Annotated in this window: 13 protein-coding genes; 6 read left to right on the plus strand and 7 right to left on the minus strand. The window is 64.3% G+C overall.

Features of this window, described 5'->3' with window-relative positions; translation table 11 throughout:
• Window positions 1-13 precede the first annotated feature (13 nt).
• Both ACWCOO_RS05890 and ACWCOO_RS05895 read left to right on the plus strand, forming a co-directional pair.
• Window positions 14-2,698 carry a PD-(D/E)XK nuclease family protein gene (locus tag ACWCOO_RS05890; protein ID WP_446830073.1) on the plus strand — a complete coding sequence of 895 codons (2,685 nt, stop codon included), beginning with the start codon at window positions 14-16 and terminating at the stop codon, window positions 2,696-2,698.
• Window positions 2,695-5,967 carry a UvrD-helicase domain-containing protein gene (locus ACWCOO_RS05895; RefSeq protein ID WP_446830074.1) on the plus strand — a complete coding sequence of 1,091 codons (3,273 nt, stop codon included), beginning with the start codon at window positions 2,695-2,697 and terminating at the stop codon, window positions 5,965-5,967. Before ACWCOO_RS05890 ends, ACWCOO_RS05895 begins: the two co-directional genes overlap by 4 nt.
• Before the next feature lie 62 nt (window positions 5,968-6,029).
• Here the strand turns inward: ACWCOO_RS05895 and gspM are convergent, their stop codons facing one another.
• The 7 genes from gspM to gspG are packed head-to-tail and all read right to left on the minus strand — an operon-like array spanning window position 6,030 to window position 10,669.
• Window positions 6,030-6,524 (minus strand): type II secretion system protein GspM, encoded by a 495-nt coding sequence (gene gspM / locus ACWCOO_RS05900; RefSeq protein ID WP_446830075.1) that lies wholly within the window; start codon window positions 6,522-6,524, stop codon window positions 6,030-6,032.
• Complete coding sequence (gene gspL / locus ACWCOO_RS05905; protein ID WP_446830076.1) at window positions 6,508-7,731, minus strand: type II secretion system protein GspL; 1,224 nt, start codon at window positions 7,729-7,731, stop codon at window positions 6,508-6,510. Before gspL ends, gspM begins: the two co-directional genes overlap by 17 nt.
• Complete coding sequence (gene gspK / locus ACWCOO_RS05910; RefSeq protein WP_446830077.1) at window positions 7,731-8,702, minus strand: type II secretion system minor pseudopilin GspK; 972 nt, start codon at window positions 8,700-8,702, stop codon at window positions 7,731-7,733. The genes gspL and gspK overlap by 1 nt, the downstream gene beginning before the upstream one ends.
• Window positions 8,699-9,319, minus strand: a complete 621-nt coding sequence (gene gspJ, locus ACWCOO_RS05915; protein WP_446830078.1) for a type II secretion system minor pseudopilin GspJ — start codon at window positions 9,317-9,319, stop codon at window positions 8,699-8,701. The genes gspK and gspJ overlap by 4 nt, the downstream gene beginning before the upstream one ends.
• A complete protein-coding gene (gene gspI, locus ACWCOO_RS05920; RefSeq protein WP_446830079.1) occupies window positions 9,316-9,732 on the minus strand; it encodes a type II secretion system minor pseudopilin GspI in 417 nt (138 codons plus the stop codon). The genes gspJ and gspI overlap by 4 nt, the downstream gene beginning before the upstream one ends.
• The gene (gspH, locus tag ACWCOO_RS05925; RefSeq protein ID WP_446830080.1) at window positions 9,729-10,262 is read right to left on the minus strand and encodes a type II secretion system minor pseudopilin GspH; all 534 of its coding nucleotides are present in this window, start codon (window positions 10,260-10,262) and stop codon (window positions 9,729-9,731) included. The genes gspI and gspH overlap by 4 nt, the downstream gene beginning before the upstream one ends.
• A gap of 5 nt (window positions 10,263-10,267) precedes the next feature.
• Complete coding sequence (gene gspG / locus ACWCOO_RS05930) at window positions 10,268-10,669, minus strand: type II secretion system major pseudopilin GspG (RefSeq protein WP_446832008.1); 402 nt, start codon at window positions 10,667-10,669, stop codon at window positions 10,268-10,270.
• A gap of 228 nt (window positions 10,670-10,897) precedes the next feature.
• Between gspG and fabG the strand changes: the two genes are divergently transcribed.
• The 4 genes from fabG (at window position 10,898) to mltG (ending at window position 14,289) form a co-directional block, all read left to right on the plus strand.
• The gene (gene fabG, locus ACWCOO_RS05935; RefSeq protein ID WP_446830081.1) at window positions 10,898-11,647 is read left to right on the plus strand and encodes a 3-oxoacyl-ACP reductase FabG; all 750 of its coding nucleotides are present in this window, start codon (window positions 10,898-10,900) and stop codon (window positions 11,645-11,647) included.
• Between the two features lie 85 nt (window positions 11,648-11,732).
• Window positions 11,733-11,972, plus strand: a complete 240-nt coding sequence (acpP, locus tag ACWCOO_RS05940; RefSeq protein WP_446830082.1) for an acyl carrier protein — start codon at window positions 11,733-11,735, stop codon at window positions 11,970-11,972.
• Window positions 11,973-12,016: 44 nt separating this feature from the next.
• A complete protein-coding gene (gene fabF / locus ACWCOO_RS05945; protein WP_446830083.1) occupies window positions 12,017-13,261 on the plus strand; it encodes a beta-ketoacyl-ACP synthase II in 1,245 nt (414 codons plus the stop codon).
• A complete protein-coding gene (gene mltG / locus ACWCOO_RS05950) occupies window positions 13,261-14,289 on the plus strand; it encodes an endolytic transglycosylase MltG (RefSeq protein ID WP_446830084.1) in 1,029 nt (342 codons plus the stop codon). The genes fabF and mltG overlap by 1 nt, the downstream gene beginning before the upstream one ends.
• Window positions 14,290-14,359: the final 70 nt, after the last annotated feature.

Raw genomic sequence — 14,359 nt, forward strand, 5'->3', positions numbered from 1 at the left:
TCGCATTGACGACTTGAATACACGGTCCTACTCACAGAGTCTCGAACAGGAGTTGTTTCCGGCGCTGCGCACCGGCGCTTTGGCCGTTACCGCAACTTCCAGACTGGCCAGGCGCATGCGCTTCCGCTACGGCCGCTGGCGGCGCGCATCCGGGGCCAGCGTCTGGCGACGCCCGGCCGTGCTGTCCTGGCACGAATGGATGCGCCAGCTCTGGGAGGAGTCGCTGCTGGGCGGTGGGCAGGCGGGCGAATTAACCCTGCTTTCTTCGCACGGCTCGCTGATGCTCTGGGAACAGGCGCTTGATCAGGACGCAGTGGCCGGTTTCGACCGGGAACAGAACGCCGAATTGGCGCGCGGGAGCTGGAATCTTGCGCTGGAATACGGATTGAGTCTGGAACGCTTGCGGAGCGAAGCCGAGGGCGAGGATGAGCACCGGTTCGCGCGGTGGGTGGCCCGCTTCGAAGAATTGCGCAAGTCCGGAAACTGGCTGGAGCCTGCCGCACTGCCCACGCTGCTTACGACTGACCTGTTGAGCGGCGCGATTGCGCCGCGAGGGCCTGTATTCCTGCTTGGATTCGATACACCTCTGCCGCCGCCGCCAGAACAACTGCTGGATTGCGTTCGCTCGGCGGGTGTTGCCGTTCAACATGGCCCGCGCGCAGGGCAGGCAGGCAGTATCGGGCGGGCCGCATACGAAACCGCCGATGCGGAATTGCAGGCCGCGGCAAGCTGGACCGCGCAAGGCGATGCCGCGCTGGTCCTGATCGATTTTTCAGAACGCGCGGCCCAGGCGCGCCGGACGCTGCTCGATTGCATGCAGCCGGCCTGGCAAATGCGGGGGTTTCCGCAAGATGCGCCGCTGAATTCCGCTGCCGCGCCATCGTTAGATCATGCAGGACCCGTGGAAATGGCGCTCGACGCCCTTTGCCTGTTGCCCGCCGTGATCGAATTCGAGACGCTGAGCCGGATATTGCGCGGTGCATACCTGGCAGGCTCGGACAACGAGGCTGGCGCCCGCGCCCAGCTTGAGCGCCGCCTGCGGGAAACGCTGGTAGGCAGTGAAATGGCGCGTACGCAGTTTATGGCCAGCGCAATCACGGCCACGCCGCTCCTGGCCGAAGCGCTGCGGCGTGCCCTCAAGACAGCGCGGGAGACTCGAGGGAAGGGCAGGATGCACTCGCACCGCAACTGGGCCGCGTCATTCATGACCTTTCTTCGCAGGCTGGGCTGGCCGGGCCAGCGAACCCTCGTGAGCAGCGAACAGCAGGCGGTGGAGGCCTTCACGCGGCTGTTGTCCGAGTTCGGCGCCTGCGATGCGGTTACCTCAGCGCCGATCGCGCTGTCGGCCGCGCTGTCCCGTTTGCGCGCGATGGGGCGCGAGCGCAAGTTCCAGCCGCAAGGCCCCGACGAAGCCGTAGAGCTGCTGTCGGTGGACGAAGCCGCGGGAATGCACTTCGAGCGCTTGTGGGTGGCGGGAGCGCGCGCGAACTTGTGGCCATGCGCGGCAGCGCCCCAGGCCTTGATTCCGCTGCGCCTGCAAAGACGCCTGAATATGCCCAAAGCGAGCGCGCAGGCAGCGCTGGAGCAGGCCCGCCGCCAAACCGAAGCGCTCGTTCACGCGGCCGAGGAAGTGATTTTCAGTTGGTCGAGAGTGGGGGAGCGGGGTGAGGAAAATAGCTGTAGCCCGCTTGTTGCGCCGTTCCCCCTGAACGAACGCGCCAATGAAGCCGATACAGCCGCACCAACGTATGCCGAGGCGCTGCGCGTCAGCACGGCCCTGAAAGCTCTTGAGCACGATCCCGCACCGCCCCTGGCGCCCGACGAGGAAATCAGCGGTGGCACGCGGCTCATGGACCAACAGCTTGCAAATCCGTTTCGCGCGTTTGCCGAGCATCGGCTGCATGCCGAGGAATATCCAATGCCCCAGGACGGAATCAGTCCGCTGGTGCGCGGCGATATCGCACACAGACTGATGCGCCGGCTGTTCACGGAGTGCGGCGATGCGGAGACGCTGTGCGCCGCACTGCCCGATCTCGCAGCGCAACTGGCGGAATGGGCGGCTGAAATTCCCAAGCATGAACCGCGCGGTCTGCGGCCCCTGGTGCTGGGTTTGTTGCGCCTGGAACGTGAACGAGCCGTGCAACTAGCGCTCGATTGGGCGCAGATCGACCTGCAGCGGGGCGATTTCAGGGTCGCGAGACTGGAAGAATCGGAAGAGCTGAACTTGGGTCCTCTTACCTTGCGGATGCGGCTCGACCGGGTGGACGCAGCAACAGCCGAAGCCGGGCCCATGGTGCTCGACTACAAGACCGGGAAGACACCGCCGTTCACGAAGCTTGACCCTCAGCGCCTGCTTTCCAGTCAGTTGCCGGCCTACGCACTTGTCACACCCGGTGTGGCTGCGGTCGGCTACGCGCTGCTGAGCCCAAAAGAGACAAGCCTGGTCGGCGTATCCAATCCGCGCGCTTCGATTCCGGGGGAAGAGCAGATGCCAAAGCTCAGACCCCTGGACAAGCAGTGCAAACTGAAGCATTGCGGAAGCTGGAACGAATTGTTGAACGGCTGGCGCAACGCATTGCGGGAGGCGGCGCGCGCATTGTGCGGGGGGGACGCGCGCATAGAGGTATTTCGAAACGATGATGCCGCGCGCGGGCAATACCAGGTATTGAGCCGCATCCACGAACTGGAGCGCGCGTGACGGCGCCGGCGGACCAGGCGATTCGCGATCAGGCGCTGAATCCGCGGCGCTCATTCATCGTGCAGGCGCCCGCCGGGTCGGGCAAAACCGAGATACTCGTGCAGCGCTATCTGCGCCTCCTGGGCCAGGAAAACGAACCCGACGCCGTGCTGGCCATTACGTTTACCCGCAAGGCGGCCGCTGAAATGCGCGAACGGGTTGTCCGCAGCTTGCGCGAGGCCGAATCCGGCAATGCCGACAGCGCAGCGCCGCACCGCGAGCTTAGCCTCAAGCTGGCGCGCAGGGTGCTGGAGCGGTCGCGCGAGCGCGGCTGGGACCTGCCGGACAATCCGGCGCGCTTGCGCATCGTTACCATCGACTCGCTGGGGAACTGGGTGGCGGTGGGGGCGCCGTTATCCAGCGGCGGCGGGGCGCTAGGAACGCTGAGCGCCGACGCAAAGCCGCTATACGTAATGGCAGCGCGGCGGTTGCTCCAAGACGGCATCCGCAACGGAGACGAGGATGTGCAAGCCGTGCTTCGCCACCTGGATGGCAAGGGGAGGGAGTTCACCAAGGCGATAGCGGAGATGCTGGGAAAAAGGGAGCAATGGCTGCCGCTTCTGCCCGCCGGCGGGCAGGCCGAATCCCTGGATAAGGCGCTGCGGCGCCTGGTGGCGCGCGAAACGGGGCGAATGCTGGAATGCCTTGGGACCTGCCGCGGCGAGTTCATAGAGCTGTTTGCCGAGCGCTGGGCGGCGACTGGCGAAGCGACAGATCCCGCCGACCCCGATGCGCTGCCCGGATGGAAGCGGGCTGCCGCTGCGCTTCTGCTGAAGAATAAAGATGGGTGGCGAAAGCGTTTCCAGGACGGGCCGAGCGCACAACTCGATCAGGCGCTACGCGATTCCAGCGAATTTCGCGGGCGGCTGTGCCGCATCCGGACCTTGGAGAGGCCAGTCTGCGAAGCGCAGGACGTTGCCCTGGTCGATTGCATGCTGCGCGTGCTGCGAAGCGCGTTCGCGCAATTGAAAGTGCTGTTTGCAGAGCGTCGGGAAACCGACTACTCGGAAGTCAGCCAGGCGGCGCTCAAGGCTCTGGGGCAGGGTGGCCGGCCCTCGCTGTTGGCCGAGCGGCTGGACGCGCGGCTGCGTCACATCCTGGTGGACGAATTCCAGGACACTTCGCGCACCCAACTCAACCTGCTGGAGCGGATGATCCAGGAATGGCAGCCTGACGACGGCCGCACGGTATTCCTGGTGGGCGATCCGATGCAGTCGGTATACGGATTCCGGGAAGCCGATGTGCGCGGCTACCTGCGGGTATGCGAGCAGGGCCTGGGCGCGTTGCGCCCCGAGCTGCTGCGGCTTAGCGTGAATTTCCGCTCCACGGCCCAGTTGGTGGACTGGTTCAATGCGATTTTTCCGAAGGTATTTCCGGCCGCGGACGACGCCGCGATGGGCGAGGTGTCCTATACGCCCTGCCGGCCTGCGACCACTCAGGAGCCGGACAGCGGAAGCGCCAGCCTGCACTACTTCCGCAAGAGCGATCGCGAATCAGAAGCGGCGATTGTCAAGAAGATCGTCGAAAAGACACTGAAGCGCCATCCGGACGAAACCATCGGCATCCTGGTGCGCAGTCGTACGCATGGCGAAGACGTGAGCCATGCGCTGAGCAAGCAGACCGGCCTTGCCGTCAGCCGAACCGAATTCGACCTGCGGAAACGCTTCAGCGTGGTGCAGGACCTGGCTGCACTGGCGCGCGCGTTGGCGCAGCTTTCCGACCGAATTGCTTGGCTGGCGATATTACGGGCGCCATGGTGCGGCCTGTCGCTTCAGGATCTGCACTTGCTCTGCCATGACGCCCCCGGAGATGCGATCTGGGACCTACTGCGCGACCCGAAGCGGGTTGGGCGCCTCAGTGACGATGGACGCCTGCGCCTGGGGCGGATTATTCCGGCACTGGAGCGGGCGATGCGGCTCAAGGGGCAGCTCGATTTTCGCAGTTGGGTGGAAGGAGCCTGGTTGGCGCTGGGCGGCCCCGCGGGCAATCCTGATCCGCAGTCGCTGCGTCATGCGGGGGAATTTCTCGACAGCCTGGAGAAAGTCAGCCAGGGGAGCCTCATCGATAACGCCGTGCATCGGACGCTCGCCTTGGCAGAGGAATACGTGAATAACCCTGAAACGGGAGCGCGCGTTCAGATACTGACCATGCACAAGGCCAAGGGGCTGGAGTTCGACACTGTGATCCTGCCGGGACTCGGCCGCCATACAGTGGGCGGATCGGGCTCACTGCTGCGCTGGTGGCACCTGCCGCCCGGTGAAGACAGAGAGCAGGGCCTCTCGGCGCTGCTCGCCGTGCCGCCAGCAAAAACAAGCAACAACACGGTTCCGGTCTATAACTATCTGAAAGGATTGGAAGAAGCCAGAGAAGCCGGCGAGCGCAAGCGGCTCCTCTACGTAGCGGCCACGCGCGCGCGCCGCCGCCTGCATCTGCTGGTTGGCCTTGAGCGAAAAGAGGACTCCGAAGGCCCCGGAAAGTTCGAACCCCGGAAGGGAACCATGGCCGCCGATCTCAAAGAGGCCCTGACGGACTTGTTCCGCGACAAATCTCCCGGCGACTTGCCGCCACGGGCCGCAAGCGGACAAGAAAGAGGATTGGTGAATCCGCGAATTCGGCGTGTGCCGGCTGAATGGATGCCGTCCGAACCGCCCGCGCCCATGATCGCGCCTGCCTCGGACGAAACCCGCTCGCCGTCTTATGTTTGGGCCGGCGAAAGAGCGCGTGTGCTGGGCCTTGCCGTGCATCGCTGGCTGCAGGAGATCGCCACCGAAGGGCCGCAGGCCTACTCGCAGGAGCGGCTGGCGTCATTGCGTCCGCGCACTTGCCGGATACTGCGGTTCCACGGCATTCCCGGCGAAGAACTGGACGCGCTGGCCATTGATGTCGAAACCGCGCTAAGCAATACCCTGCAGGACGAAAGAGGCCGCTGGACGCTGGAGGCCCACGAGGAAGCCGCCAGCGAGCTGCCGCTTTCGCTGCGCGAAGACGGTCGTACCATCAGTTTGATCCTCGACCGCAGCTTCCTATTCGACGGCGAGCGCTGGATTGTGGACTACAAGACTTCCCGCCACGAAGGAGGAAATCTGCAAGCCTTCCTGGACGAGGAAGAACGGCGCCATGCACCGCAACTCGAACGCTACCGTCGCGCGATGCGCGCGCGCGAGACGCGCCCCATCCGCACCGCCCTCTACTTCCCCTGGCACCGCGCCTTCCGCGAAATCAAACCATGATCCGCCGCGCCGCGTCAGAGCGAGTTAGCGCCACGCGCCGCCGCTTGGCGACCTGCACCCGCTTAGTTTGGGCGTTCCAGGACCAGGTTTACTTGAGTCAGGCCGGGTGTGCCGGTCGGCGCGATTACCGCGTTTATGGTGTGTGCGCCCTCGCGGGTCGCCATTTCGGTTAGCCAGGCGCTTACCTGAGGAAAAGGGGCATCCTTGAGCCGCAGCCGCACCCGGCGCTCGCCGTCGGCGTTGCTCTCCTCCAGATATTCGCTCAATCCCGCCGCCTGCAAGGCTCGGTTCGCCGCCAGCAGCAGGGAGGTATCCGATCGCGTTCGCGTCGCCGGCAGTGTCACTACGCGCGCGCGCAGAGCATCAACTCTTTGCAGCAAAACTTGTTCCGCGGCCAGCATGTCCTCGAAGTTTTCAGCGCGACGCGCCAGCGGGTCCACGAGCAAAAAGAACCAAAGCGCGCCGGCAAGCGCGGCGGCCAAGACACCGAGCAACACGCGCTCGCGCGGTGCTCGCGCTGCCCAGTGGGAGCGCAGGAATTCAGCGGGCGCGGTCATCGCGAATCTCTAATTCCGCCACGAGTACGCCGTTTGGTTCCGGCGCCGCGGTTTGGATGAGTGCCGAATATCCTGCAGCGCCCATGCCACGGCGCATGTTTTCGAGCGTGTTCATGTCTGCGGCACGGACCTGCGCGCTGGCTGAACCGCGGCCGAAATCCAGCCCCAGCACCTGCATGCGTTCGCCCACGCTGCGCTCCAGCACGCTGATCAAGCGCAGGAAGTCATCGCCGCGGGCGGCAGCGTTCAAATCCGACGTTGCACTGCGCTGGCGGAACTCCGTGCGCAGGTTAGCGCTATCGGAAACGTCCGGCATCATCTGAGCAAGGCGCACATCGACCGACTCGGCAAGCGCCTGGTAGCGGGATTCGGCGCGCCACCCGTCCAGCCCCAGGAGAACAGGGTAGAGCAGGGCAATGGCTAGCGCGCTCAGGACGCTATACCGCATCCACTGGCGGTCTCCACCGCGACGGCGAAATTCCCCCTGCAACAAGTCCACGACATCGCCCGACAAGGCTTCCGCCGCCAACTGCGTCATTACGCCTTGCGGCAGCAGCCGAAGCTCGGCCTCGCGCCCGGTCAACTTGGCCATGGCCTTACGAACCGTAGGCTCGAGGGCCGGCTCGCAGTAGATCAGCAACCGAAACGGAACAGCGTCCTCGCCGGCATGTTCGGCACACAGAATATCGACCAATCCCGAAAGCTCCGAAGGTTCCGCTGCAACCAACTCTCCCGCGCCGTTGCGCAACAGCAACTTCTTCTGTTCCAGGAGCGCAACTGCGCCGTTGGGCACACCGGGCAGCGCGTCACCCTCGCTGCAGACCAAATCGGGATTCAGACCCGCCTCGCGGCTCCGGCGCAACCACTCGGCGAACGTCTTGCGTTCAATTGCCGCCACTTCGAGTTGTTCGCCGGAAATCGGCCCGGTTGCGAAGTGCAGGTCGTCGATGTCGCCGGCGATGCGATTCTCCAGCGCATAGAGCGCGCCTCGAGCGGCGGCCTTTTTGCCGCGTTCGGGCAGTTCCATACGATCGCGAAATACCTCGCCGGCCGGCAGCAACAGCACTACCTTGCGTCGTTCGGCCAGGGCGGCGGCCTGCTCCAGTTCTCCAGCCCCGCTGTGCGGCAGCGGCGCGCCGTGTGCATCGACGACCTGCCACGAGGCCAACCCGTTTGCACCGGCAAGACGCACGACCAGGTGTTCCATCAGCGTTCCGTGCGTTGTTGCGTTACTTGCGGCAGCCAGGCTTCCGCCGGAATGCCTTGGCGGCGCCAACGTGGGCGAACTGTCCCGGAGCTACGATCGAGAAGGCTGGTCAGAAAGAACCACGCGCCATCGGTGTTTACGGCCAGGCGCATCTGAAACCAATCGCTGGCCAGCGCGACGCGGCTCGCCATGTTCGAGGGCAGCGCGCGCTGCGCTTCGCTGAGATCGGGAATACCCCCGTTTTGCTGCCAGTCCAGCCAGAACCGCAGTTCCACCGGGTCCAGATCGTCCGCAAGCGACAGCAACACCGCTTCGGGGGCGGTATTCAAGTTGATCGGAGTGGGCGCACCGCGCGCCGGCAGTGCGGACACATAGGGCGCCAGGACACTCCATACGGCCGCGTCGAACCCTTCCACCGCCAGCAGTTCGGATACGTCTTCCAGCGGCCGATTAGGCGCCTGGTAAGGCGGATCAAGGCGCGTGTAAGCCTCGTCCTCCGCTCCGCCCAGCGGCTGCGGAAGATTGTCAGCGTCCATCCAATCCAAGGCTTTGAACGCCAGTGTCTCGTCAAGCTGCAGAACGCGCAGCAAGCGCTGAAACTGTCCTACCGCGATCATGTCTGCCGTGCCCTGAAAAGTAACCAGGTTGTTGACATTGAAGCGGCCCTGCATGTCCTCCACCGCGCCCTGAAAGCCCGCAAGGCCGGGACCGTTCTCGACTATACCCTGCGCCCAGCTCTCGCCGAGGTGATCGGTGGCGCTCTCGTTGGCGTCGGCAAACAGCAACTCCGCGGCCAACTCTTCGATACCTAGCGCCATCAGGCGCGCGCGCGCATTCGCGATCAGTGCTTGCGACGACTGGCTTTCGACTTGCAGCATGAACATGCGCCCCGCGCCGAGCACACCTGCCAGGCTCACTACCAGCAACGCGGAAACAAGCGCCAAACCGCTTTGATTGCGCGCGAAAGTCATGTGCCCACCTCGACAAGCCGGGTAACCTGCGCCGAACCCGCGATTTCCAGAGTGAACCGCACGCCCACGGGCAGGGTATCTGCGGCGGCTTCGCCGGACGGAGGCCACAATTCCATCCAGCTATCAACGCCCAACCCGCGCGCAGGCAGGAACTCAACCCGGAATCGGCGCACACCGGCGAGCAACACTTCGCCGCTGGGCTGGGTGGCCGCAATCGGGTCAAGTACCGGCCAATGCTCCCTCAGCAGACGGTCGTCCACGAGGCGGTAGCGCACTCGCTGCAGCTCGGCGCGCGGCGCAAACGCCGGGTTGAGCCAGCCGCCGCGCGACAAGGTAAGAGCCGTTGCGGACGCATCCAGAGCGGGCTCGTAATCCTGTCCCAGGATATTGCGCACAGGGCGCGCGCGCAGTTGCGCCAGGTCGTTCTCGATCACACGCACAGCGCGCTGCAGCACCGACCAGCGCTGCTGTGATGCATCCAGCCTTTCGGATTGCGCCACTGCCTGTCCCAAGCTGCCGAAGGACAAAGTAGCCATGACCGCGAATATCGCGAGCGCCACCAGCAGCTCGATCAGGGTGAAGCCGATATCGCGGCCGGTGCCGCTAGCGGCGATCAATTCGGTTCCCCGGTTGCTGCTGCATCTTCGGAGTCCGCGCCCGCGTCCGGCCGTACCGGTTCGACCAGCCGCACCATACCGCGAGCCGAAGCCAACGGGCCGGCGTCACGTTCCGTTGCGACACGCACTTCCACGTCGCGCAAGGAAGCGAATCCCGAATCCTGCACTGCGTATTCGACCCACCACACCCGGCCGGCAATTTCCTCCCACCGCTCGCTCCCTGACCGCGGAGTGCCATTCGCCAGCCTCAGCGCGGTCAGCGCGTCCGCCGCAGCCCAGTTTGCCAGCGCCCGCACACGCAACTGCTCGGCTGAACGGGCCGACTGTCCCAGCGACGTGAACACGGCGCTTACGCCAAGCGCCACAACCGCCAGAGCAACCAACACCTCGACGAGCGTAAATCCCTTTTTCATGGCCGCCTGATCTGCAGCATGCCGGCCCCGCCGAATTCCACCATGGCGCCTTCTTCCTGCGCACTTTCCAGCCGCAGCGCAAACGGCGTGAATTCGCCTTCCGGAAGCAGGACTATCTGGGGCGGTAAGGCAGGATGCGGCAGCCGGCTGACTGCCGCGCGGCCGTTTATGGTCAGTTCGAAGGCAAGCTGACGCGGCCAGGCGCGCGGCGCCAGCGCGCCTTTCTCTGCCAGCGGTTGCCATGCAAGCCCCAGTGGCGATGCGGAACGGGAAGCAGCAGCGATCGGCAGCAATTCGTGATACGAGTAACCGCGCGCATCGAATCGCAGACCCAGGACCCGGCCCTGCAGGCGGCTTTCATCCACCGCCAGACGCAAGGTGGCAGCCAACCTTCGCGCTTCCCGCTCCACGCCGCTGCCGGAGGCGCCTAGCGACAGCACCGCCATGCCGGCCAGCAGTCCGATCAGCGCCAGGACGACAAGAATTTCGATCAGCGTGAAGCCGCGCGTCCGACTTGCCGATTGCGCCATGGCAATCACGAACGCTGATCGAGATTCCAGTTGCCTATGTCTCGATCCTGCCCCTCGCCCCCTTCCTCGCCGTCGCGACCCAGCGTATAGACATCCACCTCGCCGTTGCGCCCCGGATTGCGGTAGAGATAGGGACGGTTCCAGGGATCCAGCGGCAGGCGCCGCATGTAGCCGCCTTGCGGCCAGCGCACATCGGGATCGTCGGGACGCTCGACCAGCGCCCGCAAACCCTCGGCGTCGCTCGGGTAGCGAAAGTTGTCGAGCCTGAATATATCCAGACCCGCCTCTATCGCCTGAATATCTGCGCGGGCGCGGGTAATTCGCGCATCATCGACCCTGCTCACGTAAACCCCCGTCGCGATCGACGCCAGGATGCCGATGATGGCCAGAACCACCAGGATTTCCATGAGCGTGAACCCGCGTTCCTGCAGCGGCCGCTGATCTTCGGCGCCGCGCGCCGGGCGGAGGCGCAGGAAGCGGGTCAACGCCTTGAGAAGGAACTGGCGGGGCCCGTCGCCGGAACAACGGCGCGAAGTTGATCCTGGTTGCATGCGGAGCATAATCACTTGGTTCGGCAATCTGAGACCATCATGCCAGAGCGAGATACAAGACGCTATCGCCTATAATTTTCGCGCGTGGCCGGCAACTCCAACCTGTTCTCGCTTAGCGGCGAAACCGCGCTCGTAACTGGGGCCACGCGAGGCATAGGGGCGGAAATCGCGCGCCAGCTCTCGATAGCCGGAGCCGAAGTCGTGGGCACTGCGACCACAGCCGAGGGCGCCAGCAAAATCGGGGAACGCCTGGGCAATCCGGACGCGGGGAAAGTCCTCGACGTAAGGTCGGAGGAGAGCATTGACGCGCTGATGGCCGAGTTGTCAGGACGCGCGCCCGGAATATTGGTGAACAATGCCGGCATTGCGCGCGATAATCTGCTGCTGCGCATGAAACCGGAAGATTGGCGGGCGGTAATCGATACCAACCTCGGCTCCGCTTATCGGCTTTGCAAGGCTTGCATGCGCGGGATGCTGAAGGCGCGCCGCGGCCGCATCATCAATGTATCGTCATTGGTCGCGTCCGCTGGCGCTGCGGGGCAGGGCAACTACGCAGCCGCCAAGGCAGGATTGCTTGGGTTTACGCGCGCTCTGGCGCTGGAATTGGCCGGGCGGGGCATCACGGTAAACGCCATTGCGCCGGGCTACATCGAAACGGACATGACGGCCGGCATGACTGCGGCGCGACGCGACGCCGTAATCGAGGGCATTCCCGCCGGGCGGGCCGGAACCCCGCTGGACGTGGCCGGCGCAGCCGTGTTTCTGGCCTCTCCGGCGGCGGCCTACATCACTGGCGCTACCCTGCACGTCAACGGCGGATTATGGATGGGCTAAGCGTTTCCCAAAGCGCTTATTCCGGTAAAATACGCGCCTGTCGAATTTCCGCTGGATTCGCCCGGCACTTGGGGGACCTGGACTCATGAGCAATGTAGAACAACAGATCAAGGCAATCATCGCCGAGCAACTTGGCGTTTCCGAATCGAGCATCACCAACGAGTCGTCGTTCGTGGATGACCTGGGCGCTGATTCGCTGGATACCGTAGAGTTGGTCATGGCCCTGGAAGAAGAGTTCGAAACCGAGATACCCGACGAGAACGCCGAGCAAATCACCACGGTTCAGGAAGCAATCGACTTCATAACTTCACGCCTTGAGGAATAGCCGGAGCGGTGCAACCGGCCTGACGGCCGGGCCCTTACCCTGACATGAAAGGTCGCCGCGTAGTAGTAACGGGCGCCGGCGCGATCACGCCGGTGGGCAACGACCCCCAATCCGCCTGGCAGTCGGTAGTGGACGGCAAGAGCGGCATCGAACTGCATGAGGAATTGCCGGACATAGGCAATTTTCCGTCGCGAATTGCGGGTCTGGTGCGGGACTTCGATCCCAGCGAATACATGGACCGACGCGAGGTGCGGCGCTTCGATGCCTTCAACCACTACGGGATCGCGGCAGGTATGCAGGCACTGCAATCTTCGGGGCTGACGATTGATGAATCGAATGCGGACCGGGTGAGCATCTACCTCGGTTCGGGCATAGGCGGCATTCGCACCATTGAGAGCGCCTATCACCGTTACAGCGAACAGAACAATCCCAGGCGTATCTCGCCATTTCTCGTGCCGGGCATCATCGTGAACATGCCCGCCGGACTGCTGTCTATTCAGACCGGCGCGCGCGGACCAAACATCGCCGTGGCGACGGCTTGTTCCACATCCACGCATTCCATCGGCCTCGGCGCCCGCTCCATTGCCTACGGCGAAACCGACGCCTGTCTGGCCGGTGGCGCCGAGCATTGCATCGCGTATCTCGGCATAGGCGGTTTTTCTTCGGCGCGGGCTTTGTCCTTGCGCAACGACGACCCGCAAGGCGCCAGCCGGCCTTGGGACCGCGATCGGGACGGTTTCGTGCTCGCCAGCGGGGGCGTGTGCCTGATGCTTGAGGAATACGAACAGGCAAGGCGCCGCGGCGCCGATATTCTCGCCGAGCTTGCCGGTTTCGGCATGAGCAGCGACGCCTACCACATTACCGCACCGGCTGAGGACGGCGCCGGCGCCGCATCCTGCATGCGAAACGCGCTGGCGGATGCGGAACTGAATCCCGAAGATATCGACTACATCAACGCGCACGCCACATCCACGCCGCTGGGCGACCGGGTAGAAGCAACTGCCATCAAGGGTGTATTTGGCTCTCACGCAGAGCGCGTCGCCGTAAGCTCCACGAAGTCGATGACCGGACACTTGCTCGGTGCGGCAGGTGCGCTGGAGGCGCTCTACTGCATTCTGGCAATCCGCGACGGCGTGGTCCCACCCACCATCAACCTCGATAATCCGGACGCGGGTTGCGACCTGGATTTCGTTCCCCACACGGCGCGCAAAATGCAAGTCGGCGCAGCCTTGAGCAACTCGTTCGGCTTTGGTGGAACCAACGGCTCCCTGATATTCCGCCGGGTTTGATGACCGGGCGCGCCCACCTGGCAGCCGCCGCCTCGGTGCTGGCGCTGCTTGCTGCGGCGGGCCTGTTTATTGCCCGACTCGCCTTGGGCAGCCCGCTGGCGCCAGACTCTGTCGAGCGCATCGTGATCGTCGAAGCCGGCGATTCGTTCGGCGCCGTTGCCAGCAATCTTGCCGAAAGCGAAATTGTTGAGCGGCCTGGGTTGTTCAAGCTGGCCGCTTTCCTACGCGGAGCGGCCGGCCGGATTCAAGCCGGCGAGTACCGGATCCGCTTCGGCGACACGCATCGCGCGCTCCTGGAACGCATGATGCGCGGTGAAGTCGTGCAACACTACTTCACGATCGTCGAGGGCTGGACGGTAAGCGAGTTGCTGCGCGCGCTGAGCGCCGAAGATTTGCTGGCCCAGACGTTAAAATCGAGCAACCCTGAGGAGCTGGCCTGCGAAATGAACCTCGGATATGCGCACGCCGAGGGGCTGTTTTTTCCCGATACCTACGCCTACACGCGGGGAGAGACCGACGCCGAAGTGCTGCTGCGCGCCCACGCCATGATGGAAGACAAATTGCTTGCCGCGTGGACGGAACGTTCTCCCGGCTTGCCGCTTGCCGACCCGTACGAAGTGCTGATCCTTGCTTCCATTGTGGAGCGCGAAACAGCGCTGGACGCCGAGCGGCCGGTCGTTGCCGGCGTACTGACCCGCAGGCTTGAGCAGAACATGCGCCTGCAGGTGGATCCCACCGTGATCTATGGCCTGGGCGCCGCGTATGCGGGCAACATTACTCGCGCGCACCTGCGCGGCGACACCCCCTACAACACCTATACCCGCCACGGACTGCCGCCCACGCCCATCTCGCTGCCCGGTGAAGAATCGCTGCGGGCGGCGGCAAAACCGCGGTCAGGCAGTTACCTCTACTACGCGGCTTCCGCCGCGCTGGACGGAAGTCACGTGTTTTCCGATACCCTCGCCGAGCACAACGCGGCAGTGGCTTCGCTGGTGCGAACGCAGCGCGCCCTGCGCCGCCAGCCATGAATTGCACACAAGAGCATGCAAGTAATGCGGTGTAATGCCGAAACGGCTCTGATCCGCGCTTAACGTGAAA

The organism is Candidatus Foliamicus sp., from assembly GCF_965221325.1.
In the GTDB taxonomy this organism is placed as follows: Bacteria; Pseudomonadota; Gammaproteobacteria; order Steroidobacterales; family Foliamicaceae; genus Foliamicus.